This is a genomic window from Actinomadura rupiterrae (genome assembly GCF_024172125.1).
GTDB lineage: Bacteria > Actinomycetota > Actinomycetes > Streptosporangiales > Streptosporangiaceae > Spirillospora > Spirillospora rupiterrae.
The window spans coordinates 578,492-601,158 of sequence record NZ_JAMZEA010000003.1; the positions used below are offsets into that span (position 1 = coordinate 578,492).

The 22,667-nt window shown below is 69.4% G+C and carries 27 protein-coding genes and 1 tRNA gene; 26 read left to right on the forward strand and 2 right to left on the reverse strand.

Features of this window, described 5'->3' with window-relative positions; genetic code table 11:
- Positions 1-109: 109 nt before the first annotated feature.
- A complete protein-coding gene (locus tag FHU30_RS11415; RefSeq protein WP_253874759.1) occupies positions 110-1,717 on the forward strand; it encodes an HAD-IA family hydrolase in 1,608 nt (535 codons plus the stop codon).
- Positions 1,718-1,908: 191 nt separating this feature from the next.
- Complete coding sequence (locus tag FHU30_RS11420; RefSeq protein ID WP_253874761.1) at positions 1,909-2,742, forward strand: hypothetical protein; 834 nt, start codon at positions 1,909-1,911, stop codon at positions 2,740-2,742.
- A 63-nt stretch (positions 2,743-2,805) separates the two neighbouring features.
- Here FHU30_RS11420 and FHU30_RS11425 read toward each other — a convergent pair whose 3' ends face one another.
- Positions 2,806-3,528 carry a GntR family transcriptional regulator gene (locus tag FHU30_RS11425; protein WP_253874763.1) on the reverse strand — a complete coding sequence of 241 codons (723 nt, stop codon included), beginning with the start codon at positions 3,526-3,528 and terminating at the stop codon, positions 2,806-2,808.
- Positions 3,529-3,635: 107 nt separating this feature from the next.
- Between FHU30_RS11425 and FHU30_RS11430 the strand changes: the two genes are divergently transcribed.
- The 23 genes from FHU30_RS11430 to FHU30_RS11540 all read left to right on the forward strand — a co-directional run bounded on the left by FHU30_RS11430 (position 3,636) and on the right by FHU30_RS11540 (position 20,745).
- Positions 3,636-3,779, forward strand: coding sequence for a hypothetical protein (locus tag FHU30_RS11430; RefSeq protein ID WP_253874765.1), 144 nt, complete (start codon positions 3,636-3,638; stop codon positions 3,777-3,779).
- 107 nt (positions 3,780-3,886) lie between these two features.
- The gene (locus FHU30_RS11435) at positions 3,887-4,186 is read left to right on the forward strand and encodes a WhiB family transcriptional regulator (RefSeq protein WP_253874767.1); all 300 of its coding nucleotides are present in this window, start codon (positions 3,887-3,889) and stop codon (positions 4,184-4,186) included.
- A gap of 1 nt (position 4,187) precedes the next feature.
- The gene (locus FHU30_RS11440) at positions 4,188-5,342 is read left to right on the forward strand and encodes a DUF4097 family beta strand repeat-containing protein (RefSeq protein ID WP_253874769.1); all 1,155 of its coding nucleotides are present in this window, start codon (positions 4,188-4,190) and stop codon (positions 5,340-5,342) included.
- Positions 5,339-5,776, forward strand: a complete 438-nt coding sequence (locus FHU30_RS11445; protein ID WP_253874771.1) for a transcriptional regulator — start codon at positions 5,339-5,341, stop codon at positions 5,774-5,776. The genes FHU30_RS11440 and FHU30_RS11445 overlap by 4 nt, the downstream gene beginning before the upstream one ends.
- 1 nt (position 5,777) lies before the next feature.
- On the forward strand, positions 5,778-5,954 hold the full coding sequence (locus FHU30_RS11450; protein WP_253874773.1) for a hypothetical protein: 177 nt from the start codon (positions 5,778-5,780) through the stop codon (positions 5,952-5,954).
- Positions 5,951-6,499, forward strand: coding sequence for a hypothetical protein (locus FHU30_RS11455; RefSeq protein WP_253874775.1), 549 nt, complete (start codon positions 5,951-5,953; stop codon positions 6,497-6,499). Before FHU30_RS11450 ends, FHU30_RS11455 begins: the two co-directional genes overlap by 4 nt.
- The gene (locus FHU30_RS11460) at positions 6,496-6,792 is read left to right on the forward strand and encodes a hypothetical protein (protein ID WP_253874777.1); all 297 of its coding nucleotides are present in this window, start codon (positions 6,496-6,498) and stop codon (positions 6,790-6,792) included. Before FHU30_RS11455 ends, FHU30_RS11460 begins: the two co-directional genes overlap by 4 nt.
- Positions 6,789-7,241: a hypothetical protein gene (locus tag FHU30_RS11465; protein WP_253874779.1), complete on the forward strand. Its 453-nt coding sequence runs from the start codon at positions 6,789-6,791 to the stop codon at positions 7,239-7,241. The genes FHU30_RS11460 and FHU30_RS11465 overlap by 4 nt, the downstream gene beginning before the upstream one ends.
- An 8-nt stretch (positions 7,242-7,249) precedes the next feature.
- Positions 7,250-7,591: a hypothetical protein gene (locus FHU30_RS11470; protein WP_253874781.1), complete on the forward strand. Its 342-nt coding sequence runs from the start codon at positions 7,250-7,252 to the stop codon at positions 7,589-7,591.
- Complete coding sequence (locus FHU30_RS11475; RefSeq protein WP_253874783.1) at positions 7,588-7,854, forward strand: hypothetical protein; 267 nt, start codon at positions 7,588-7,590, stop codon at positions 7,852-7,854. Before FHU30_RS11470 ends, FHU30_RS11475 begins: the two co-directional genes overlap by 4 nt.
- Positions 7,851-9,059 carry a hypothetical protein gene (locus tag FHU30_RS11480; protein ID WP_253874785.1) on the forward strand — a complete coding sequence of 403 codons (1,209 nt, stop codon included), beginning with the start codon at positions 7,851-7,853 and terminating at the stop codon, positions 9,057-9,059. Before FHU30_RS11475 ends, FHU30_RS11480 begins: the two co-directional genes overlap by 4 nt.
- Positions 9,056-11,287: a hypothetical protein gene (locus tag FHU30_RS11485; protein WP_253874787.1), complete on the forward strand. Its 2,232-nt coding sequence runs from the start codon at positions 9,056-9,058 to the stop codon at positions 11,285-11,287. The genes FHU30_RS11480 and FHU30_RS11485 overlap by 4 nt, the downstream gene beginning before the upstream one ends.
- A gap of 147 nt (positions 11,288-11,434) precedes the next feature.
- Positions 11,435-12,175, forward strand: coding sequence for a hypothetical protein (locus FHU30_RS11490; RefSeq protein WP_253874789.1), 741 nt, complete (start codon positions 11,435-11,437; stop codon positions 12,173-12,175).
- A 55-nt stretch (positions 12,176-12,230) separates the two neighbouring features.
- Positions 12,231-12,533: a hypothetical protein gene (locus tag FHU30_RS11495; RefSeq protein ID WP_253874791.1), complete on the forward strand. Its 303-nt coding sequence runs from the start codon at positions 12,231-12,233 to the stop codon at positions 12,531-12,533.
- Between the two features lie 36 nt (positions 12,534-12,569).
- The gene (locus FHU30_RS11500; protein ID WP_253874793.1) at positions 12,570-12,785 is read left to right on the forward strand and encodes a hypothetical protein; all 216 of its coding nucleotides are present in this window, start codon (positions 12,570-12,572) and stop codon (positions 12,783-12,785) included.
- 32 nt (positions 12,786-12,817) lie between these two features.
- Entirely contained in the window at positions 12,818-13,843 is a 1,026-nt protein-coding gene (locus tag FHU30_RS11505; protein WP_253874794.1) for a DUF5131 family protein, read from the forward strand.
- 134 nt (positions 13,844-13,977) lie between these two features.
- The gene (locus tag FHU30_RS11510; RefSeq protein ID WP_253874796.1) at positions 13,978-14,367 is read left to right on the forward strand and encodes a hypothetical protein; all 390 of its coding nucleotides are present in this window, start codon (positions 13,978-13,980) and stop codon (positions 14,365-14,367) included.
- Positions 14,364-15,965 carry a DNA cytosine methyltransferase gene (locus tag FHU30_RS11515; protein WP_253874798.1) on the forward strand — a complete coding sequence of 534 codons (1,602 nt, stop codon included), beginning with the start codon at positions 14,364-14,366 and terminating at the stop codon, positions 15,963-15,965. The genes FHU30_RS11510 and FHU30_RS11515 overlap by 4 nt, the downstream gene beginning before the upstream one ends.
- Positions 15,962-16,138, forward strand: a complete 177-nt coding sequence (locus tag FHU30_RS11520) for a hypothetical protein (RefSeq protein WP_253874800.1) — start codon at positions 15,962-15,964, stop codon at positions 16,136-16,138. Before FHU30_RS11515 ends, FHU30_RS11520 begins: the two co-directional genes overlap by 4 nt.
- Complete coding sequence (locus FHU30_RS11525; protein WP_253874802.1) at positions 16,135-17,061, forward strand: bifunctional DNA primase/polymerase; 927 nt, start codon at positions 16,135-16,137, stop codon at positions 17,059-17,061. The genes FHU30_RS11520 and FHU30_RS11525 overlap by 4 nt, the downstream gene beginning before the upstream one ends.
- Positions 17,058-19,037, forward strand: a complete 1,980-nt coding sequence (locus FHU30_RS11530; protein WP_253874804.1) for an AICE element replication initiation protein — start codon at positions 17,058-17,060, stop codon at positions 19,035-19,037. Before FHU30_RS11525 ends, FHU30_RS11530 begins: the two co-directional genes overlap by 4 nt.
- A 122-nt stretch (positions 19,038-19,159) precedes the next feature.
- The gene (locus FHU30_RS11535) at positions 19,160-19,333 is read left to right on the forward strand and encodes a helix-turn-helix transcriptional regulator (protein WP_253874806.1); all 174 of its coding nucleotides are present in this window, start codon (positions 19,160-19,162) and stop codon (positions 19,331-19,333) included.
- Positions 19,333-20,745, forward strand: coding sequence for a tyrosine-type recombinase/integrase (locus tag FHU30_RS11540; RefSeq protein ID WP_253874808.1), 1,413 nt, complete (start codon positions 19,333-19,335; stop codon positions 20,743-20,745). The genes FHU30_RS11535 and FHU30_RS11540 overlap by 1 nt, the downstream gene beginning before the upstream one ends.
- Positions 20,746-20,880: 135 nt before the next feature.
- On the opposite strand, the gene FHU30_RS11545 is transcribed toward FHU30_RS11540, so the two are convergent.
- Positions 20,881-20,953, reverse strand: a tRNA-Arg gene (locus FHU30_RS11545).
- A 595-nt stretch (positions 20,954-21,548) separates the two neighbouring features.
- On the opposite strand from FHU30_RS11545, the gene FHU30_RS11550 reads away from it, so the two are divergent.
- Positions 21,549-22,583 carry a D-alanyl-D-alanine carboxypeptidase family protein gene (locus FHU30_RS11550; RefSeq protein WP_253874809.1) on the forward strand — a complete coding sequence of 345 codons (1,035 nt, stop codon included), beginning with the start codon at positions 21,549-21,551 and terminating at the stop codon, positions 22,581-22,583.
- The last annotated feature ends 84 nt before the right edge of the window (positions 22,584-22,667 follow it).

The window sequence follows — 22,667 nt, forward strand, 5'->3', positions numbered from 1 at the left end:
AGCGTCGTTGCTGTGACCGTTGGTCGGCAGGTGAGTGACTGGGGAACAGGGCCAGAGATCAAGGAAGCTATCCGGTACCGACGTTACGATCCCGAGAGGTGTGTTATCTGTGGGTGACGCTCGTGATCTAGAGGCTGCCCAGATCCTGCTGATGCTTGATGCGCCATCCGTCGGGCCGACGAAGCTGCTGGCCCTCCTGGAGGAGTACGGGTCTGCGGATGCCGCTCTGCGCAAGCTTTACTCTTCAGCATCCGAGCGTGTCCGGGAGTATCTAGACACGGCGCTTATCGATTCGTACATCGAAAGCATTTCCTATACATACAAACTCAATGCAGAGTTCAAACTTTGGAAGGACGAGGATTACCCTCAGAACCTTCGGCAGTGGAATGGTCGACCCCCCATACTTTTCTATCGCGGAGACCTTTCAAGCCTCGGCGATCGATCGCTAGCTCTAGTGGGACGGGTAGACCCAACGCCACTCGGCCTGGATTCTGCTCATAGATTTGCAAGAAAATGTGTAGACAATGGCATCTCCGTAGTCAGTGGACTCGCTAAAGGCATAGATGCCGCTTCGCACAACGGTGCTTTGACCGATCCGTCAGGAGAGACGTACGCCGTTGTCGGGCACGGCCTCGCTCATGCCTACCCGAAGGAAAACTCTGAACTTTATAAGAGCATTCCACATCATGGCGCAATCGTCTCGCAATTTAAAACAGAGATGAAGGCGCAAAAATGGACTTTTCCGGCACGCAATGAGGTAATGTGCACCCTCGCTCTCGGCACCGTGATCGTTGAAGGTAAGCCTGGTTGCGGATCGATTATTCAGGCTGACTTCTCCTTCAAGCACGGCCGCCCGGTATTCATTCTCTCTAGAAATCTCAAGTCAGATGATCCTGGATGGGCTCAGGAACTAGTACGGCGCGGAGCGCATGTAATTGAGCGGTTCGAGCAAGTGCTTGAAGTTGTAGAGCCTATGACTCAGCGTTCTTGGCGAGCTTCGAAGCCACAACTTCAAACGCTATTCGATGTAGAGGGCGATCGGAGGTCCCTGCCTGGCCAGTCGGCTGATGTCCCTCCTTCGCCTTCATCGGCCGCTCTGTTTGACCTAGATGGCGTAGTGATAGATAGCCGTAATGCAACGGCTGTTGCTCTTGCCAGAATCGCTTCGAGGCATTTGGGGCAGCAAGTCGATCCTAAGAATGTTCTGGTCACCGGCCGCCCACACGATGCCCTAGCCAGGCTGGGTGTCGTGGACGCATATCGCGTCTACCGCGCCGAATATGACGCTGCGTTCAAAGAAGCCACGGGAGCCGTCCAGGTCTTCGAGGAAGTAGTTGACGGAATCAAGGCGCTCAAGGCTTCTGGTATCAGAGTTGGCGCGATAACAGCCCAGCCGGCTCGCCGAGCAAACTCGATGGTTCCTCGCGAAGTAAAGAACCTTTTTGAGGAATTCCTCTGCTACAACGATACTGGCAAGAATAAGGAAGTGGGCATAGCGGCTGCCCTGTCAAGATTCAATGTACCCAAAACGCGGGCTGCATATATCGGAGATTCACCCACGGACCTTGAGGCGGCTCGACGTGCAGGAGTTAAGGGCGTGGGCGTGCTCTGGGGATTCAACAGCGAAGAGGAATTGCGTCGGTGGCCCCATGACGTTTTGCTGGCAGAACCCCACGAGATCGCCTCATCGCTTCTGCGTATCCTATCTGACGGCTAGACCCGCCTGGCAATTTGAGAGCGTCCACTAGCGCCGGTGGGGGGCAATAGCGACTCGGGGGCCTGTCCATCCCTCAAAGAGCCATTGGATCTCTTCGCCTGACAGCCTCTCATCCGGACCAGTTTCTCTCACAATGTGGGGATGCTCACGGCAGGTCTGGACTGGCTGTTGCAAGTGTAGGAGGATGGGGCATGGCCAAGTTGTCCATGACGTCGCAGCGCTGGGCGGAGCTGACAGAGCTTCTGAAGGACGAACCAAGGCTTCAATCGACCTTCCCGCTGGTGGCTGAGTATCTGAGCATGGCGGCACGGTTGCGAGGGACCGGAGATGAGCAGGCCGACGCCCAGTTCGATCTACGGCTGGTGCATTACATGACTGGCGGCAGTGCCGTTGCATTAAATCCATACTGGGAGATCGTTCAACCGTTTGTGACCGAGCGGCACGGCCGTCGCATAATCAACGGCGGTCGGGGTACTGGAAGCGCGCGACTCGCATTTGCCCAGATGGTGTTGCAGGCGACGTATGCTTACGCGGTACCTTCACCTGAGACCATCGAATGGGTGACAGGTTTCTGCGGTGACTGCCCCGTCGTGGAGCTTGGTGCGGGACGGGGCTACTGGGCCGATCAGCTGGCGCGGGCCGGGCTAGCTATCGAGGCGTACGATTCAGAGCCTCCAGACAAGGGGGCGAACGTCTCGTTCCCCAGAACAGTCGGGCAGGCAGATGTCTGGCACCCGGTCCGGAGCCTTGATGAATTCGCGGACCGCAGTCGGCCGGCGGACTACTCGCTGTTTCTCTGCTGGCCCCCTGGATGGGGTGACACGATGTCGTCTGAGGTACTCGCCTTGTTTGAGAAGGCTGGAGGCGAGCGACTCGTGTATATCGGAGAGCCAAGGGGCGGCAAGACTGGGAATGACGATTTTTTTGCTGCCTTGTCCGCTCGATGGAAGTTGGAGAGCGAAGACCCGCATTTTGTTTCGTGGTGGACGGATGCGGACGTGGCACAGGGCTGGGTTCGAGGCTGAGGTAACGAATAGCAAGACGAAGGGGCGCCGACCACGGTCGGCGCCCCCTTTCACTTTCCCTCCCTACTTGAGATTCATGCGGAAGACGAACGCGTCGTAGCGATCGCGAGGGTATGAGACGTCAGAGACCATGATGATTCGTTTGTCGCTTGCAAGGAAGCGCTGGTGGACGGTCTTGACGAGATCACCGGGCATCGTCCGTAGCCAGTCAGCATGCGCCGGCGACGGTAGCGCATCGGCAATCGTCTCTTCGAGGAACGCGGCGTCCGAGACGTCTGCGACGTCCAACGGCGTGTAGGTGTCCGAGATCGAGATCGGCCGCCCGCCTTCACTGGCGCGGGTGATGACGTGCCTGATCTCTTCCCCAACCGAGGTACCGAGAGCCTCCGCGAGTTGGCTTGTAGCTGGGACCTGTTCACTGTCCCGTTCGACCACAATCTGTTGGTCCGACTCGTTCTCGAATGATCGTTCCGCAGGCTCCATCTGACGTTCGGGCGACACACGAACGAGGTTGGGGCGGTCGGCAACGAAGATGCCACGCCGCCGCACAGAACGAACGAGGCCCTGACTCTGAAGGAGTTCGAGGGCCTTACGGACCACGATGTCTGACACGCCGTTCTGCCGAGCCAGCTCGGCGTAGCTCGGTAGCTGGGTGCCAGCCGGGAGCACTCCAGCTCGGATGCGGCGAGCGTAATCACCTGCGATGCGGACGTAGGCCGGTTCTGCCACTGCCTGATCAACCCCTTCGACGCTCTTGTGACACTCCCACCAGCGTATACGCATCATCGTATACCTAGGTCTTGTGCGTATACGAAGCTACGTATACGCTGCCCTCAGTTGCTCGCCCGCACTGGTGAGTCACTGGCAGTAGTCCGGCGATCAGGAGGTCTCCGATGCTTCCCCAGTCCCGACGGATCTGGCCTTACCTCGCGCTCATCGCGGTTCTGGCGTTCGCGATCAAGAACCCGGTCGGCGCCGCGCACGGTGTCAACCACGTGGCTCACAGCGCGCTCGCCTTCATGGGCGCGCTGGGCTGAGCCCCTTGCCCTAGCGGGCGGCACCGGTCAGCCACCAGGCCCCGTCCCGCGCCGATGGCCGCCCGCTGCTCCGACCGATCACGTTCCCGAACTCGAAGGAGTCCGCTGTGAGAACCCCCTTCCCGCCCGGATCGGGCACCCGGCTCCGGGAGGAGTTGGCCGAGCAGGTCGCGTGCCGGTTCGACCCGGAGCTGCACGACGGTCCGAAGCTCTCGGCCAGCGAGTCGCCGGAGGGCCAGGCCGCGCGTGAGGAGGTCGCGCGGCAGGTCTGCGCCGACTGCCCGCTGCGGGAGACGACGTGCCTGGCCTACGTGCGGCGGGTGCGGCCCAAGCGCGGTATCTGGGCCGGACTAACGGCGGAACAGATCGCCGAGTTGCCGAACCGGGGATCGCGGAAGGCGGCCTGAGATGCGTGTCCGCGTGATCGGCCTGCCGGACGAGATCGCCCCGATCGTGGAGGCCCTCAACCTCGCCCTGGACGTGGTGGAGGTGTCGGCCCCGTACCCGTGCCGCGGTTCGTCCCACAACGTCCGCGTGTACGCCGAGCTTCGTCCGCTGCCGGAGTCGGGCGGCGGCATCGCCGCTGAGTTGCGGCAGACCTGCGAGCGGATCGAACGCGTCGTTCGCGCCGGACGCCGACAAGCACGCCGCCGACAAGCACCTGACGCTCGAAGACGTCCACGGCAGCCTGACCGCCCTGACCGCTCGCCTGAAAGGACCCGAATCGCGATGACCACTCGTACCTTGACCGCCCCTCGCACCGGACCGGTGCTGCTGTCGGTAGACCTGCCGCACGGCGCCGTTAAGGCGCGCACCGAGCCCGGTCGCGCGGTCGCCGAGGTGACCGTCACGACCGATGACCCGGCGCTGGCCGAGGCCGTCCGGGACACCGAACTGATCTGGAACCCCGGCCGTGACGAGTTGATCGTGCGGGTGCCCGACACCGGCGGCGCGCACACCACGGTGATCTCCCACGGTGGTGGTTCGGTCGACATCGGCGACGGCACCGTCACCATCAACGGGATGACGATCACGGGCGGCACCGTGGTCGGCGGACCGGTCGGGACGGTCACCGTCACCGCGCTGCTGCCGGAGCGGTCCGGGCTGGCGACCTACACCCGCAGCGCCGACGTGGACGCCGATGGCACCTTCGAGGGCGTCAAGGCCACTTCCACCTCCGGTGCCGTGGGCGTAACCAGCGTGCGGTGCCTGATCGCCAACACCGCCTCGGGCAGCGTCTGCGCGGACGTCGCCGAAATCGTCGCGGTGCACACCAAGTCGGGCACCGTGAACATCGGTCACACGGTGGACGTCTCCGTGTCCACCAAGTCCGGCGCGATCACGGTGACGCGCTACGCCAGTTTCGGCGCCGGAGGCACCGCCCACCTGGAAGCCGTCTCGGGTCACATCGCCCTGACCGCGTCCGGCCCCGGCGACGTCACCGCCCGGTCGGTGTCGGGGCACGTGGACATCGACGCCGGTCCGCACCTGGACCCGGCCACGCTGACCGTGCGGGCGTCCTCCCGCACCGGCCGCGTGCGCACCCCGGCAGGTGCCCGGTGAACCCCGGCGCCGTGGTGTTCGCCAGCGTGTTCGTCGCGCTGTACGCCGCGCATGAGCTGGGGGACTACTGGTTGCAGACGCACGGGCAGGCGTGCGGCAAGGGTGCCGCCGACTGGGCCGGTCGGCTGGCGTGCGGGCGGCACGTGGCGACCTTGACCGCGGCCAAGACGGTGTTCGTCACGGTGACCGCGCTGGCGCTGCACCTGCCGCTCAGCCTCGGCTGGACCGCGCTCGCGCTGGCCGCCGACGCTGGCTCGCACTGCTGGGCCGACCGCCGCACCACCCTCGCGAAGCTGGCGGCGCTGCTGGGCCGCACCGTCGTCCCCGGCAAGGGCGAGTTCGTCACCCTCGGCGCCCCGCGCCCCGGTCACGACGACAACCCCACCCTCGGTACCGGCGCCGCCGCGCTGCTGATCGCGCTGGGGGTGGCCTGAGATGCCCGCGCTGCTGCTGACCGCCTGCATCGGCTTCGCCCTGGCCTGCCTGATCGCGCCACTGATCTGGTTCGCCGCGACCGGGGTCCTGGCGGTCCCGCTCGCCCCGATCTGTCTGTTCGGTTCGGTCACCGGCCTGACGGCCCTGGCCGCCCGCCGCTCCGGAGGTACCCGATGACCGCCTATCCGCACACCGCACCCCACAACCCCGCGCCCCGGACGGGCCCGGACACGCCGCCGCGCTGCCGGAACGCCGAGCGGCTTTGGTTGCGCGGCACCTGGACCCGCCTGCACCTGCGGTACGGCCGCGCGCTGCACGAGTTGTCGAAGGTGTCGACCCCGCTGGCGCTGGGCCAGTTCGCCGCCTTCCCCGACGGGCAGGACGCGCGGGACGCCGCCGAGGCCATCGAGACCGCGGTGCTGGCCGCCTACAGGGAACTGGACCGGATCCTGGCCTACGTCGGTGCGGTGCTGGACCCCGGCCCGGCCACCTGCCAGACCTGCGGCGGCGGCCTGTGGGCCACTCACGGCCAGGGCCCGGCCGTCTGGCAGCACTGGCGCCGGCTCAGCGACACCATGCACGGCTTCGAGCGCTACACCGCCGACCACCCGCCCGCCGTCACCTTCGGCCAGCCCGACCGCCCCGACTGGGCCGACGGCGACGCCGACCTGACCCCGCCGCCCACCAACACCCCTGCCAACCAGGAAGAGGCCACCCGATGACCGAGACCCGTACCGTCCCCGACGCGACGACCGCGCGCAGCGTCGAGCTGCACTACGTGGTCACCCTTCAGTGGATTCCCGGCCCCGGCCAGACCGCGACGAACACCCAGACCGGGCCGCTGACCGTCCCCGACGGCGCCTCGCGCGCCCAGGTGGTCGAGTACCTGCTCACCTTCGCCCGCCAGGGCGCGGAGATCCCGCCGGGCTTGCCCGCCACGGTGCTGTTCCTGTCCATCGAGCCCGTCACCATCACCGCCGAGTCCACCCGGACGGGAAGCGAGTTCATCCGATGATCGAGATCCGTACCGACGCCGACGCCAAGCCCGCGCGCCTGGACGGCGGGCACCACCCGGCCCAGACCATCGCGATCGCCGACGGCATCACCGAGGCCGTCCGGCTGCTGAACTACGCCACCGACCCCGGCAAGCACGGGCTGCGGTACCCGTCGGAGGTCTACAGCGTGCTCGGGGCGCTGGCCAGCGCCCTGGGCATGCTCCCGCAGGCCCTCACCCAGATGAGCCAGTTCATCGGCCACGGCGTCACCGACCGGCGCATCGCCGAGAACCCGCACTACGGCTCGCACGGCGGCGACGCCCACGCCGCGCACGCCGAGATGCACGACGCCATCACCACGGCCGTCGGCCGCCTGGGGACGGCGCTGGCGAGCCTCCAGACCGCGCACGCCGCGCTGTCCGGCCTGGAAGCCGCCGAGCCGCCCCGCCGCTCCACCTCCCTGGACTGACCGGAGGCATGACCATGACCGGCTCGCCCGCACCCGCCCGGCACGGCGTTCAGCCACCAAGCACGACGCCGCCCCGGACGCTCCGACCGATCACGCTCCCGAACGAGCCCCACGCCCCGGCCACCCACCCGGCCACCGACCGTTCCGCCGGTCCGGCCGTCCGGGCTGGCGCCGCCAAGACGTGCCCGACCTGCCACACCGCCCTGGACGGCGGACCGGTGCACTTCCGGTGCCCGACCTGCCAGCGCGCCGTGATGGCCGCCGACATCGACCACGAGACCCACGCCCCGCTGACCGTGCCCGCCTGGGCACTCGCCCCCGTCCGCTCCGACCTCGGGAGGGCCGCATGACCGCCGTGCTGTTGCTGCTGACCGCGCTCACCGCGCTGGCGGGGTGGCTGTGCCTGTCCCCGATCCGCCTGGCCGCCGCCGGATCGGTGCTGCTGTTCGCCCACCCCGTACTGACGGTCACCCTCACCACCGTGGCCGCCTTGGCGCTGACCGTCGCCGCCGTCCGGATCGTCCACCGATCTCTGCGCGACGGCGGCTGGCACCTGGTCACCGTCCAGCGGCCCGCGTTCGCCGTGAGCAGGGCGGGAGGCATGGCGTCATGACCTCCTTCACCCCGCCGCCGGAGTTCGGCCGCCCCGACCGTGCGGGCGGCTGGCAGGCCGAGGCTGCCGGAGCCACCTCCGACCGGAACGGCCGCCCGGTACAGGTGTTCAATCTGCGCTACCTGCCCGGCTTCCTCAACCGGCGCCGCACCACCGCGACCGACCCGGCCGCGTCCGGTACGGCCGACCGGGTGGGGGGCTGGCTGCTGGCCGGCGCTGCGCTGCTGCTGCTGGCGCTGGCGCTGGCGCAGGGCTACGTCTCCTACCGCGCGCAGTACCAGTTCGTTCACGCGGTCAAGCGCGAGCACCTGGCGTCCACGCTGGAGGCGCTCGGGCTGGACGCCGCCGCGGTCATCTTCGCGCTGCTGGCCCTGGCCCAAGCCCGGCTCGGGCGTCCGGCGGTCGCCGAGCGGACGCTGAACCTGGCGTGCGTGGCCGGCTCGCTGCTGATGAACGCGCTGAGCGCGGACGTCGGCTCGGCCAAGTCGGTCGCCGCGTGGGTGCTGCCGGCCGCGCTGTACGCCGCCGCCTCCGACCGCCTGATCGCTGTGGTCCGGCGCCGCGCCCTGGCCGGACGCGACAACGCCGACACCACCTCGCCGTTGGCCGCCGCGCGTGGCATCGGCCTGTGGGTGCTGCGTCTGGGGCTGGCACCGGTCACCACCTGCAAGGGGTTCCGCGCCTGGGTACTGGACGAAGCCCCCGTCGCTCCAGGCCGTCGCGCCCTGCCCGCGCCCGGAGCGGGCACCGGACCGTCCGCGCTGCCGTCCGCTGAGCGTCCGGCTCTGGAGGCCGGACCGTCCACCGCCCCCGAGACCGGACCGTCCGGCTCATCGTCCACTCCGTCCACGTCTCCGACGGCTGGACCGTCCACCGTTACCGGGCGGACGGGACGCGGGACGCGCAAGGCTCCGTCCGGCGGACGGTCCCGGCGTTCGTCCCGGACCACCGCCCGCACCGAACCGGACGTGACCGCGCTGCTGCCGCTGGGACGGCGGATCGCCGCCGACCTGGCCGCGCGGGGTGAGGCGCTCACCCGCGACACCCTGGCCGCGCAGTTGCGGCAGGCCGGACACACCGCCGGAAACGCCCGCGTCGGCGCCCTTCTCACCCACCTGAAGACCGACGCCCCCGCCCCGTCCACCGCCGACCCCAACGCATCCCCGTCCGAGACGACCACGGCCACGGAAGGACAGGCCGCATGAACACCCCGAACCCCGGCACCCCGAACCCCACGCCGTCCGATGACGACCTGGACCCCACCGTGCGCCGCCACAACCCCGACGGCCCGGCCGCGCCGCAGCGACGGTTCGACGCCGAGGTCATCCCGCTTCGCCCGGACGACGACGCGCCGGACAGCAACGGCGACGCTGGCCCCGCCGACATCGACACCTCGTTCGAGGTGCAGTTCGACCCCGAGCCCGACACCGGTCCCGAGCCGGTGGACGACGGCATCGGGTACCTGCTGGACGACCCGGACGGGGACGCCTACCCGGTCATCCCGGAGAACCTGCGCACGCTCGGTGGCGTCTGGGAGGCGATCGGGCGGCACTCCCGCCGGTTCGGGCACCGGGTCGCCTTCCACGGCGTCCGTGCGCCCCGGTACCTGCTGCTGGCGCTGCTGTGGAGCGTGGTCGGGGTCTGGCGGCTGATCAACCGCCAGCTCGCATGGTGGTGGGTGACCGAGAACGACTACCTGCGGTCGCTGGCGGTCGCTTCCGGCGACTCGCGCGAGTGGTACAAGCTGCACCGGGAGGTGAAGGAGACCCGCCGCGTGCGCGGCACCATCCTGGCGGGGCAGGCGTTCGCCCTGCTGGCCGGACTGCTGCTCATGGTGAGTGTGGCGCCGTGGTGGGGGTGGGCGCTGCTGCTGGCGGTGGCGGTGCCGTGGCTGGCACACCAGGGCCGACCGGAGGATCAGCCGATCATCGTCCCGGCGATGACCGTCCCGCGGTTCCGGCTGCTGAACCACGATGTGGTGTTGCGCGCCTACTACGCCGCCGGGCTCGGACACCCCGACAAGCCGAACCAGCAGGTCACCTTCGAGACCACCATGTCACGCACCAAGGAAGGGCATGGCTCGCAGGTCAAGGTGGTGCTCCCGTACGGCAAGGGGTTCGACGCCGCGGTCAACGCCAAGAAGGAACTGGCGTCCGGGCTGGATGCGGCGCCGTCGCAGGTGTACCTCACCCACGACCCGTCCAGCCACCGCCGGCACACCCTGACCGTGATGGACCGCGACCCGCTGGCGGTCCCGGCGGGCAAGACGCCGCTGCTGGACTGCAAACCCCGCAACATCTGGCAGCCCGCGCCGTTCGGACTGGACGAGCACTCCCGCAAGGTCGCCCTGTCGCTGCTGTGGATCTCGATCCTGATCGGTGCCCAGCCCCGCAAGGGCAAGACGTTCGCCGCGCGGCTGCTGGCCCTGTACGCCGCGCTGGACGCGCACGTGCGGATCAGTGTGGTGGACGGCAAGAACTCCCCGGACTGGAACAAGTTCGCGCTGGTCGCCTACCACTTCATCCGCGGCACCGTGCCCAATCGCGCCGGTGACCCGGTTCGGCAGCTCATCGACGCCCTTGTCGAGATCAAGCGGCACATCATCGACACCAACGAGTTCCTGTCCACCCTGTCCCCCGAAGAGTGCCCCGAGGGCAAGCTGACCGAGGAACTGTGCCGCAAGTACCCCAAGCGGCTGTTCATCTGGATGCTGGTCATGGAGGAGTTCCAGAACTACTTCGAACTCCCTGACCAGGACGACAACAAGCAGGTCGCCGAGCTGCTGTCGTTCATCCTGGCGGTCGGCCCGTCGTCGGGTGTGATCCTGCTGTCGTCGTCGCAGAAGCCGTCCGGCGTCGGCGCCGGCGACGTGCAGCGGCTGTTCAACCGGTACCGCGACAACCACGCCGTCCGGTTCGCGCTGCGCTGCGGCAACCGCAACGTCTCTGACGCCATCCTCGGCGGTGACGCCTACTCCGAAGGGTTCGACGCCTCCGCGCTCCCGGTCGGCAAGCCCTACCTGGGGGTGGGCTACCTGTACGGCGCCACCGACCACACCCCGACCGTCCGCACCCACCTGGCCGACCACGGCGACGCCGAGAAGATCCTCACCGCCGCCCGCCGCATGCGTGAACGCGCCGGCACCCTGACCGGCTACGCCGCCGGGCAGGACTCCACCACCCCCGACCGCGACGTCCTGGCCGACGTCCTGGCCGTGTTCGGCTCAGACCCCGGCCTGCACTGGACCGAACTCGCCGACCGGCTCGCCGGCCAGATCAGCGACCGGTGGGCCGACGTCACCGCCGATGCGATCTCCGCGCAGTGCCGAGACCTCGGCGTGCCGAGCGTGGACGTCAAGCGCGCCGGAGTGACCCGCAAGGGATGCCGCAAGCAAGCCGTCCAGGCCGCCGCCGACACCGCCGCCGCCAGCTGACCCGGCCCGCTACCCGGTAGCGGCACCGCTACCGGCCCGACCTGCACAAACCCGACCGGCCGCGACCTGCCGCTACCCGCACACCCCGCTGACCTGCCCGGTAGCGGGTAGCGGCACCCGGCCCCACACCCACCAACAGGAGACCCCATGGCCCTGAAGATCCAGGTGTTCAAGTGCGGACGCTGCGGCAAGCCCCGCGGCCTGACCCACACCTGCGTCACCCGCCTGAACCGCCGCACCAAGCCCGGCAAGACCCGCATCAAGCCCCGCGCGGCCCTCACCACCACCTGCCGCACCTGCGGCCAGCCGCGCGGCCTGCTCCACACCTGCCATGTCTCCACCGACTTCAAAAAGCGCAAGGCCGAAGCCGCCCGCAAGCAGGCCGCCGCCCGCAAGCGCAAGCAGGCCGCCCGCCGCAAGGCCACCGCCGCGGCCCGCCGCAACAGCGCCCCGGCCAAGCCCGGCCGCGCCCGAACGGCCACCAGCAGCAAGCCCACCGCCCAGCCCACTGCACAACCCACCGCCAAGGCCGCGGGCAAGGCAGGCGCGAGCAAGCCGACGCACGACCACCGCACCTGCCAAGACACCGACTGCCGCCGGTACGCCTGCCAGATCTGGAAGGAAGCCTTCGCCGAGGCCATGGCCATCGGGTTGGAAAACGGCTACCAGCAGGCCGCCGAACAGCGCCAGCCCATTCCGCAGGACCGTCCCGGCGGCAAGCCCCGCATGTCGGAATGGCAGATCAAGTCGCTGGTAGCCGACCACTTCGCCGAAGACAACGTACGCCCGGACGAAATCGTCCTTCTGCCCAACGGCGACATCCTCATCGACCGCCGCAAGACCGTCTCGTGGGCCAAGCCCCACGTGGTCGGCCGCTGGAAGCCCTGACCAACCAACCTCGTTCAACCCGACCCGCAACGCGCGCCTGCTGAGGAGAACCCGCATGGTCACGCTGCTGCTGATCGCCATGGCCGGCTTCGTGCTGTGGGCGGCCAGCGTCTACACCTACCCCTTCCGCCCCTGCCGCCGCTGTAGCGGGACCGGCCGCAAAACCGGCAGCAACCGCCGCCGGTTCGGGCCCTGCACCCGATGCGGCGGAACCGGCCGCACCCAACGACTCGGCTCCCGCACCGCACACCGCACGGTCCTGTCCGTCCGCTCCGAACTGGCCAAAGAACGCCAACGCAAACGCGACCGCAAAGCCACCGACCGCGCCACCCACCCCCGCCGACTGGAAGACCGCTGACCCAACGCCCCGCCCACACAACGCTGAGGACACCGCATGGACCTCACCATGACCCAACACGCCGCCCAACACGCCACGGCCCCGCCGGTGGACCTGCTGTCGGTTCTGATCGCCATCGCCGCGACCATCTGGTTGGTCCGCTGGGCCCTGCGCGGACGCGGGGTGTGTGGTCGCTGTCAGGGCACCGGCGTACACCGGGGACTGCTCGGCGACAGCCGGTGCCGCCGCTGCGGCGGCACCGGTCACAACTGACCATCCGTCCGCCGACCCGAAGGACATCGGCCATGTCCGACCACAGCGCCATCGAATGGACCGACGCGACCTGGAACCCGGTCACCGGCTGCACCAAGGTCTCGCCGGGCTGCACCAACTGCTACGCCGCCACCTTCGCCGAACGCTTCCGCGACGTGCCCGGCCACCACTTCGAGCACGGCTTCGACCTGACCCTGCGCCCGACCAGGCTCACCCAGCCGCTGCACTGGCGCCGCCCTCGCCGGATCTTCGTCAACTCCATGTCCGACCTGTTCCACGCCGACGTGCCCGCCGACTACATCACCCGCGTGTTCGCCGTGATGGCCGCCGCGCCCCAGCACACCTTCCAGGTGCTCACCAAGCGGCACGCCCGCATGCGCACCCTGCTGAACCTGCCCGACTTCGCACCCACCGTCCGCGCCCTGGCCGCCACCGACTACGGCGCCACCAACACCGTCGGATGGGCGTGGCCGCTGCCCAACGTCTGGCTCGGGGTGTCGGTGGAGAACCAGAAGTGGGCCGACCTCCGCATCCCCGCCCTGCTGCGCACGCCCGCCGCCGTCCGGTTCCTGTCGGCCGAACCGCTGCTGGGACCGATCGACCTGAAGCAGGCGGTCCGGACGATGGGCAGCGAGCGCGGGCACGGCCTCACCGCCTCGTTCGTCCACGCGGGCGGCTGCTGCCAGCGCCGCTTCCACGGCATCGACTGGGTGATCGCCGGAGGCGAGTCGGGCCCCGCCGCCCGCCCCGCGCACCCCGACTGGTTCCGGTCGCTGCGCGAGCAGTGCGACAGCGCGCAGGTGCCGTTCTTCTTCAAGCAGTGGGGGATGTTCGCCCCCGCCTCCGAAGAGCAGCCGCGCGGCCCGATCGTCCTGGTTGACCAGCTCGGCCGCACCCACTCGCCCCGCATCGGCGTGTTCGCGCCCGCCGACGCCGTCCGTATGAGGCGCTTGACCAAGCACCGCGCCGGCCGCGTCCTGGACGGCCGCACCCACGAAGCGTTCCCCGCCCCGCCGACTGGCCGCGCCGAGGCCATGCCCGCGCGCGGCGCTGCCTGAAGCCCGTCCCGTCTCTGAAGACGGAGCGACCCCCAGCGGTCAGCCACCAAGCACGCCGCCAGGGGTCTACTCCAACCGATCACGTCCCCGAACGAGCCAGGCCCATCCGAGAACCATGAAGGAGCCCCACCATCATGACGCACAACCGTCCGCAACGCCCACCCTGCGAACAGTGGCCATCACTGGCCCTGGCGGACTGCCCGACCTGCCGCACCGACCACCGCGTCCGCTGGATCGCCTCGGCCAACCGGCTGACCGACGGCGCGCCGGTGCAGGTCTGGCTCTGCGCCGCCTGTCAGGACGTGTTCACCACCCCGGTCACCCGCTGGCCGGTCCTGGACGGCCCCGACTGCCCGATCGCCGGATGCGGCGCGGTCGGCACCCGCTGGGACACCATCGACCCCGACCACCACGCCGACGTGTGGTCCTGCCCGTTCGGCCACCGGTTCCTGCTGGACCCCGAGGGACTGGTGTCCCCGCTGCCCGCCGACGGCTCCGAGGTGGCGGACGGAGGTGCGGCGTGACCGTCACGCTGTATGACGAGTTCGCCGGTGGAGGCGGCTCCACCGACGGCGCCGCGAACGTGCCCGGTGTCGACCCGGTCCAGGCCGCCAACCACAACGTGGTCGCGCTTGAGACGCACGGTGCCAACTTCCCCAACGTCGACCACATCCTGGGGGACGTCACCAAGACCGACATCGTCCGGTTCGCGCGCGCCGACCTGTTCTGGGCATCCCCGGCCTGCCCGCCCTGGACCGACGCCCGCGGCAAGAAGCGCGACTTCGACAAGTCCACCTTCCAGGCCCTGCCCGGCATGCCCGACGACCCGGCCACCGCCGACGCGCAGACGCTGCGCGCCCGCAAGCTCATGGAGGAGATCCCCCGCTACCTGGCCCACTGGCACCTGCGCGGCCGGCCCGTGCTGGCCGGAGTGGTCGAGAACGTGGTGCAGTGCCGCCGCTGGGCCGAATGGCACCGCTGGCTCGGCGAGATCCAGGCCCTCGGCTACCGGACCCGCCTGATCGCGCTGAACAGCATGCACGTCCGGCCGGTCCGCACCGCCCGCGCGCCGCAGTCCCGCGACCGGCTGTACCTGGCGTACTGGCTGGACAAGCTGCCCCACCCCGACTTCGACAAGTGGCTGCGGCCCCGCGCGTGGTGCCCGTCCTGCGATCAGGTCATCGACGCCATCCAGGTGTTCAAGAACCCCCGCAACGACATGGGCCGCTACGGCGTCCGGCACGGCCAGTACGTCTACAAGTGCCCCCGCCACACCTGCCGCGGCCAGGTGGTGGAGCCCGAAGCGCTGCCCGCGCTGACCGCGATCGACTGGACACTGCCCGCCGCCCGCATCGGCGACCGCGCCGACTTGGGCAAGGAACCGCTGGAAGCGGCCACCCTGACCCGAATCCGCGTCGGTATCGCCAAGTACGCCGTCCCGCTGCTCACCCCGGCAGGCGGGACCTGGCGTGACACCGCGCTGCCGGTCACCGCGCCGATGCCGACCCGTACCACCCGCGAGAACGACGGCGTCGCCGTCCCGCCGCTACTGGTCCCGGTCGAAGGCCGCCCCGGCAAGACCGCCGCCCCCGCTGCGGCTCCGCTGCGGACCCAGACCGCTCGGAACGAAACGGGCTTGGCGTGGGTGCCGTTCATCGTCCCGATGCGCGGCGGTGGCGACAAGGAACGCGCCCGCGACATCGGCCAGCCCCTGCACACCGTCACCGCAGGCGGCAACCACCACGGCCTCACCCTGCCCGAACCGCTCGCGCCATGGGAACACCTGTTGGTGCCCTACAACGGCAAGGGCTACGCCCGCCCCGTCACCGGCCCGGTCGGCACCCAACCCACCCGCGACCGGTGGTCCCTGGCCTCCGGCATCGCCGCCGACATCGACCTGGACGACGTCCGGTTCCGGATGCTGGAACCCCACGAGATCCAACGCGCCATGGCCTTCCGCGACGACTACATCATCTGCGGCACCTCCAAGCGCGCCAAGGTCCGCCAGCTCGGCAACGCCGTCACCCCACCCGCCGCCGAAGTCATCGTCTCCGCGCTCGTGGAAGCCATCACCGGACACGACCTCGAACGCGACCCCCAACCCCGGACGGAGGCCGCATGACCATGATCGGACGCACCTACCTCGAACGCGGACACCCCGTGGTCGTCCTGGCCCGCTGGGGCACGGGCGGCGGGCCCCGCAACGTCCTCATCCGCCGCGCCGACGGCACCCTGACCATCCGCCCGTTCCGGGGACTGCGCAGGCCCAAGACCACCGACCGGGACGCCGCATGAACACACCCACCCCGCACTCACACCAGGCCGAAGACCTCGCCGAGGCCGCCCCTGGCCCGGACACCGTCACGGTGGCCCGCTGGCTGATCGCACGCGGCATGTACGTGTTCACCGTGGACCATCCGGCGCTTCCGGACTGCGTTGGGGCGCACCGTCCCGGTGCGCCCTGTGACGGCGACCGCGGCAAGCACCCGGTCGGTAGGTGGAGCCAGCGCGCCACCCGCAACGCGGCCGCCATCGTCCGCGACCTGGCGCGCGGGCCCCGGAACCTCGGCATCGCATGCAAGCCGTCCGGGCTGCTGGTGATCGACGAAGACCGGCCCGGTGCGTTCACCGACTACGCCGCCGCCCTCGGGCGACAGGTCCCGGCTACCTTCGTCGTCACCACTGCCAAAGGCCGCCACTTCTACTTCGCACAGCCCACCGACGGGCAGCTGGGCAACAGTCCGGGTGCCCTTCCTGACGGCATCGACGTGCGCGGCGCCGCTGGGCAGGGCGGCTACGTGGTCGCGCCTGGCTCCCTGCATCGGACCGGTATCCGGTACACGCCCGTGGACTCCTCCGCGCCCGTCCTGCCCGCCCCCGCCTGGCTCATCGATGCTCTGCGCGTCCGCTCGGGGCCCCAGACCGCCCGCCAACGGCCCACGCCGCAACCGGCGCCGCTCACCGACGGCGGGCGGCCGTTCCGGGTGCTGTGCGCCCTGGTCAACACCGTCCTGTCCGCCACCACCGGTGACCGCAACAACCGGCTGTACTGGGCCGCCTGCCGCATGTACGAACACGCCGACCGCGGCCTGTTCGACCCGGCAGCGGCCCGCGCCGCCCTCACCGACGCCGCCCACCACATCGGCCTCGGCGAGGCCGAGACCGAACACACCCTGGACTCCGCCCGCGCCATGACCGCCCACGGAGGCGCCGCATGACCGCCCCGGCCGAGCACCCGCCCGCCAACACCCAACCGACTGGCACCGAACCCACCGACCACAGCGAGCCCGCGCCCGCAGGTGCCGACGCCCACGCCGCCGAGACCGCTGCGGACATCGTCGGGCGGCACGTCGCCAAGGAGGACAAGGGGCCATCGCAGGCCGCGATCCTGGTCAAGATCGCCAAAGAGCGGTTCACCTTCTGCGTGTCCGGGGACGGCCGCCCCTACGCCGTACCCATCCAGGGCCCGAACGTGGCGCTGCCGCTGCGCGGCAAGAACGGGCTGCGGTCCCAACTTGCCCGCATCTACAACGACGAACAGAACCAAGCCGTCTCCTCCCAATCGGCCCAGGCCGACGCCATGACGGTGCTGGAAGGCATCGCCCAGACCGCCGACCTGGCCACCCCGCACCTGCGCGCCGCCCGCACCCCCGACGGCATCCACCCCGGCGACAGCAACGGCGTGGTGGTGGACCTGGGCACCCCCGACGGCCGCTGCGTGGTCATCACCCCGGCCGGCTGGCAGCGCGTGCCGCGCTCCCCGGTGCTGTTCCGCCGGTCCGGCGCCATGAAGCCGCTGCCCGACCCGGTCCGCGACGGCGACGGCCTGGCCCGGCTCGGCGCGCTGCTGAACCTGGACGAAGACGCCTTCCACCTGCTGGTCGCCTGGCTGGTCGCCGCGTTCATCCCCGACCTGCCGCACCCGATTCTGACCTTCCGGGGAGAGCAGGGCACCGGCAAGTCCAAGTCCGCGCAGATGGTGATCGGGATCATCGACCCGTCCGGGGCGCCCAAACGTACCGCGCCCCGCGACCTCAAATCCTGGGCCACCCAGGCGTTCAATTCATGGGCGCTGTGCCTGGACAACATCTCCTTCATTCCCGACTGGCTCAGCGACGCGCTGTGCCGCGCGGTCACCGGTGACGGCATGGTGGACCGCGCGCTGTACTCCGACGACGACGTGGTGGTCCTGGAATTCCGCCGCGTGCTCGCACTGACCACCATCGACGCCGGAGCGCTCGCCGGAGACCTCGCCGAGCGTCTCTTGACGCTCGAACTGAACCTGATTCCCGACCACGCACGGCGCGAGGAAGCCGAACTGGACGCCGCCTACCGCGATGCCCATCCCGCCATCCTCGCGTCCTTGTTCGACCTGCTGGCCGAGGTTCTCAAGGCACTGCCGGATGTGGAACTCACCCACCGGCCGCGCATGGCAGACTTCGCCCGCGTCCTGGCCGCCACCGACCACGTCACCGGCTGGCACACCCTGGACACCTACGCCGCCGGAGCCCGCGACGCCGTCGCCGACGTCCTGGACGGCGACCCCTTCGCCCAGGCCCTCATCACCCTGGTTGACCAAGCCGGACCCGAAGGCGTCGCCGCCACCGCCCAAGAAATCCTCGACAAGGTCCCCACGCCCGAACGCCTGCCCAAGAAATGGCCCAAAGACGCCACCCGCGCCGGAGGACAGATCAAACGCCTCGCGCCCGCCCTCCGCCACGTCGGCATCAACGTGGACGACTCCCAACGCCAACCCACAGGTAACCGGTCCCGGATCTACCGCCTCACGCCAGCCTTGGAGAGAAGCCGCATTCCAGCGCCCGCAGCACCCGCAGCACCCGAATCTGTGCCTGACCAGCACCAACGCGCGGGTGCTGCGCGAAACGGCAGCACCCGTGCGGGTGCTGGCAGCACCCGCACGCCCCACGGCGCGGGCGCTGCGGGCGCTGCTGCGGGTGCTGACCGGGTGCTGGCCACCGAGGCCAGCACCCGCACGCCGCACGCCGAGCGACCTGCGACAACGCCACAGGCTGCGGGTGCTGCGGGTGCTGCGGGCGCTGGAATGCCCTACTCCTCAGATGTCGGTACCTGCACCGTCTGCCGACAGCCGATGACACTCGTCGAGCCCGACCAGGCCACACACCCCAACTGCCAGCCCGAACCCTCTACCGGAGCCGCCCACGCAGCAACCTGACGACCCTCACACTCGACCCGCGAAGCAAAGGCGCTCAGCCACCAAGCACGGCGCCCCAACCAGCCAACCGATCACGCGCAAGAGAGCAGGCCCCCAGGATGAAAAAGCCCTCCAACGGCCAAATGCTGACCGTGGACGAGTTCTGCCAGAACCTCCAGATCGCCCCGCGCACCTTCTACGAATGGCGTGCCAAGGGCACGGCCCCGCGTTGCATCAAGATCCCGAACGGGCAGCTTCGTATCCGCCTGTCCGACTATGAGCGCTGGCTTGACGCCCGACAGGAGATCGCGGCCTGATGCGCACCACCTACAAAGTCCGGGTCTTCAAGACCGAGGTCCGCCAGAACAAGCACGGCAAGGTGACCTCCTACCGCGTCCGCTGGCAGACCGACAACCTGCCTGAATGGAAGCGAAGCTTCCCGAACGTAACGCAGGCCGACTCCTTCCGCAGCAGCCTGGTCACCGCCGCCCGCAACGGCGAGGCGTTCAACCTCGCCACCGGCGAACCGGTGGCCTGGGGCCGGCGGGACAAGCAGGACATGAGCTGGTACGAGTTCGCCTGCAAGTACGTCGACATGAAATGGAAGCCCGCCGCAGGCCGGTACCGGGAAGACATCGCCCGCGCGCTGACCGCCACCACTCCGGCGCTGCTCACTACCCGACGCGGAAAGCCGGACGCCAGCAAGCTGCGCACCGCCATGCAACGCTGGGGATACAACACCAAGAATCGGGACAACGCCCCCGCCGACGTGGCTAGGGCACTCGCCTGGCTGGCCGACAGCACCCTGCCGGTATCGGCACTTGCCGATCAGGAGACCGCCCGCGCCGCGCTGGATGCCGCGATTTCAAGACTGGACGGCAGCGCTGCCGCAGCGACCACCGCCCGCAAGCACCGGATGATCCTGGCCAACGCTCTCGATTACGCCGTGGACCTCAAGCTTCTGGACTCCAACCCCATCCGGGCACTGAAGTGGAAACCTCCGCGCATCACCGGCGAAGTGGAACGGCGCCGCGTCGTCAACCACGCCCAAGCCCGCGCGCTGCTGGCCGCCGTCGGACGTCAGCCCCGAAGCGGAAAACGCCTGGTCGCCTTCTTCGCGGTCATGTACTACGCCGGACTTCGCCCCGAGGAAGCCGTGAACCTGCGACGTGACCACATTGTCCTGCCGGACCTGGTCACCAACCCCGAGACCGGCGAGGAGGAAGAGCCCGCCGACGGATGGGGCGAGATCATCATCTACAAGGCGGCACCATTCGTCGGACGCGACTGGACCGACGACGGCGAGCTGCGCGAGGAGCGGGCACTCAAGCACCGAGCCGACGACGAAACCCGGCCTGTTCCGTGCCCGCCAGAACTGGTCAAGATCCTGCGTAGCCACCTGGAGGAGTTCACCGCGGGGGCCGACGGTCGCGTGTTCTACGGCGTGCGCGGCGGCGACCTGCCCAACATCACCTATCGCAGGTCATGGCGCGCAGCCCGGCTGGACGCCCTGACCGCCGAGCAGGCCGCATCCCCGCTGGCCGAACGCCCCTACGACCTGCGGCACGCCTGCGTCTCCACCTGGCTCAACGGGGGCGTCGCACCGGCCCAGGTCGCCGAATGGGCCGGCCACAGCGTCGAAGTCCTCCACCGGGTCTACGCCAAGTGCATCGACGGAGAGGACGTGACCGCCAGACAGCGGATCTCCGACGCGCTCCGCAGGTCCTGAGCCCTCGCCCGTGGGCACGCATTGGGCAGAACCGGCCGCATGTGGCTGCATGTAGCCGCATACAACCGCACACAACAAGGACCCCCTGACCGACGTTCACGCTGGTCAGGGGGTCCTTTTCGCTGGTTGATCTTGTGCCCCCGGCAGGATTCGAACCTGCGGCACCCGCTTTAGGAGAGCGGTGCTCTATCCCCTGAGCTACGGAGGCTTGTCGTTCGCGGTAGAGCGTAGCGGACGGCGGTACCAGGGTAGGGGACGGGAGGGGCTGGGGTGGAACCCGTTTTGGGGACTAGGCCGGGTGGGGCGGGGGTGAGTACAGTTCGGTGCCGTGGTGGGTCGGCATCGTGGGTCGGCGCGGCCCGGGGGTAGTGGCGTTGGGCGGACGCCTCGGCGGATCTGGTTGGTGGCCGGGGGGATCGTGGTTCCCGTGGCGCTGGCCGGGGCCGTGCTGGTGGGGTCGTCGGGTGGACGGCCCGAAGCGGCGCCTACCGTGGCGGCGACTCCGGAGAGTAATCCCACGGTCGGGGGTTACGTACCGCCGCAGCCCAAGCCGGCGACGCAGTCCCCGGTGCCGGAGAGGACCGTCCGGCCGAAGGCGACCACCAAGCCGCAGCCGCCTCCGGCGAAGCGGACGCGGAGGCCGCCGGGGCAGGAGCGGCCCGGGTGCCCGCCCGGGTGGCAGGACTTCCCGTTCCTGCGGCACTGGTGTGACAGGCATGGGCGCTGAGGCGACCTGATCACGGGGTCGGCTGTAGTAGCGTTCCTGCGGCTCTTCGGCTTCGGGCATCAGGAGGAAACTGGACGTGCCGATTCCTCGGTCGGGCGTGCTGGCCGCGGTCGTCCTGATGGTGGTGACGCTGTCACCCGGTGGTACCGCGGCGGGCGGCACCCGCGACGGCGACGCGGCGGCGCAGCTGCGGAAGGCCGCGAACAAGGCCCGGACGGATCTGCAGGCGGCGACCCGGCAGATGGAGGACCGGCGGCGGGCGCTGGCGGGCTCCCAGGACAAGCTGCGGGCGACGCTGAAGGACCTCGCGGCGGCGGACGCGCAGTTCGACCGCATCCGGGGGCCGCTGTCGCGGCTCGCGAACGCGTCGTACCAGCAGCCCGGAGTCGTCGGCTCGATGGCCGTTTTCGGGTCGGGTGGGGATATGTCGGCGCTGCGCTCGACGGCCGACGTGGACCATCTGGCGGACGCGCAGCAGTCGCTCATCAGCCAGGCGGACCGGTTGCAGAAGCGGAAGCAGGAGCTGGCGTCGGCGGCGCAGGAACTCCAGTCGGAGAACGCGGTCGCGCAGACCAGGCTGAAGCAGCAGATCGACGGGTTGAAGCAGAAGTCGGCGCAGCTCACCGCGCAGCTGGAGGGGATGCTGCGCAAGCTCGATCCGGACAAGCGGCTCGAACTGGGCTGCGACAAGAGCCTGGCGTCGGAGTCCACCAAGTTCCCGAACGGCCTGATCCCGGACAAGTTCCTGTGCCCGCTGCCGCAGAAGGGCATGAAGCTGCGCGCGGACGCGGCGCTGGCGTTCTACAAGGTGAACGCCGCGTACCGGCGCAGGTTCGGGCACAACATGTGCGTGACGTCCAGCTACCGGAGCCTGGCCGACCAGCACCGGGTGTACGCGGAGCGGCCCGGGTTCGCGGCGGTTCCGGGCACGAGCAACCACGGCAAGGGCCAGGCCGTCGACCTCTGCGACGGCGTGGAGAACCAGGGCTCGACCCAGTTCAACTGGATGAAGGCCAACTCCGGAAAGTACGGCTGGTTCCACCCAACGTGGGCCTACAGCAACCCGTTCGAGCCCTGGCACTGGGAGTACGGCACCGACAGCGAGCATTAGGCCGTGTTCCAAGTCCGGCCCACTGCGCTCGCCTAGCGACTCGCTCCGTGACCGTGCCTCGGCGAACGCGGCATCGCTTCGCGA

Excerpts from the sequence above, each read along its gene's own strand:
- FHU30_RS11420 (WP_253874761.1), top strand. The coding sequence starts at position 1,909 with ATGGCCAAGTTGTCCATGACGTCGCAGCGCTGGGCGGAGCTGACAGAG.
- FHU30_RS11425 (WP_253874763.1), bottom strand. The coding sequence starts at position 3,528 with ATGATGCGTATACGCTGGTGGGAGTGTCACAAGAGCGTCGAAGGGGTT.
- FHU30_RS11430 (WP_253874765.1), top strand. The coding sequence starts at position 3,636 with ATGCTTCCCCAGTCCCGACGGATCTGGCCTTACCTCGCGCTCATCGCG.
- FHU30_RS11440 (WP_253874769.1), top strand. The coding sequence starts at position 4,188 with ATGCGTGTCCGCGTGATCGGCCTGCCGGACGAGATCGCCCCGATCGTG.
- FHU30_RS11450 (WP_253874773.1), top strand. The coding sequence starts at position 5,778 with ATGCCCGCGCTGCTGCTGACCGCCTGCATCGGCTTCGCCCTGGCCTGC.
- FHU30_RS11455 (WP_253874775.1), top strand. The coding sequence starts at position 5,951 with ATGACCGCCTATCCGCACACCGCACCCCACAACCCCGCGCCCCGGACG.
- FHU30_RS11460 (WP_253874777.1), top strand. The coding sequence starts at position 6,496 with ATGACCGAGACCCGTACCGTCCCCGACGCGACGACCGCGCGCAGCGTC.
- FHU30_RS11465 (WP_253874779.1), top strand. The coding sequence starts at position 6,789 with ATGATCGAGATCCGTACCGACGCCGACGCCAAGCCCGCGCGCCTGGAC.
- FHU30_RS11470 (WP_253874781.1), top strand. The coding sequence starts at position 7,250 with ATGACCATGACCGGCTCGCCCGCACCCGCCCGGCACGGCGTTCAGCCA.
- FHU30_RS11475 (WP_253874783.1), top strand. The coding sequence starts at position 7,588 with ATGACCGCCGTGCTGTTGCTGCTGACCGCGCTCACCGCGCTGGCGGGG.
- FHU30_RS11480 (WP_253874785.1), top strand. The coding sequence starts at position 7,851 with ATGACCTCCTTCACCCCGCCGCCGGAGTTCGGCCGCCCCGACCGTGCG.
- FHU30_RS11485 (WP_253874787.1), top strand. The coding sequence starts at position 9,056 with ATGAACACCCCGAACCCCGGCACCCCGAACCCCACGCCGTCCGATGAC.
- FHU30_RS11490 (WP_253874789.1), top strand. The coding sequence starts at position 11,435 with ATGGCCCTGAAGATCCAGGTGTTCAAGTGCGGACGCTGCGGCAAGCCC.
- FHU30_RS11495 (WP_253874791.1), top strand. The coding sequence starts at position 12,231 with ATGGTCACGCTGCTGCTGATCGCCATGGCCGGCTTCGTGCTGTGGGCG.
- FHU30_RS11500 (WP_253874793.1), top strand. The coding sequence starts at position 12,570 with ATGGACCTCACCATGACCCAACACGCCGCCCAACACGCCACGGCCCCG.
- FHU30_RS11505 (WP_253874794.1), top strand. The coding sequence starts at position 12,818 with ATGTCCGACCACAGCGCCATCGAATGGACCGACGCGACCTGGAACCCG.
- FHU30_RS11510 (WP_253874796.1), top strand. The coding sequence starts at position 13,978 with ATGACGCACAACCGTCCGCAACGCCCACCCTGCGAACAGTGGCCATCA.
- FHU30_RS11520 (WP_253874800.1), top strand. The coding sequence starts at position 15,962 with ATGACCATGATCGGACGCACCTACCTCGAACGCGGACACCCCGTGGTC.
- FHU30_RS11525 (WP_253874802.1), top strand. The coding sequence starts at position 16,135 with ATGAACACACCCACCCCGCACTCACACCAGGCCGAAGACCTCGCCGAG.
- FHU30_RS11530 (WP_253874804.1), top strand. The coding sequence starts at position 17,058 with ATGACCGCCCCGGCCGAGCACCCGCCCGCCAACACCCAACCGACTGGC.
- FHU30_RS11535 (WP_253874806.1), top strand. The coding sequence starts at position 19,160 with ATGCTGACCGTGGACGAGTTCTGCCAGAACCTCCAGATCGCCCCGCGC.
- FHU30_RS11540 (WP_253874808.1), top strand. The coding sequence starts at position 19,333 with ATGCGCACCACCTACAAAGTCCGGGTCTTCAAGACCGAGGTCCGCCAG.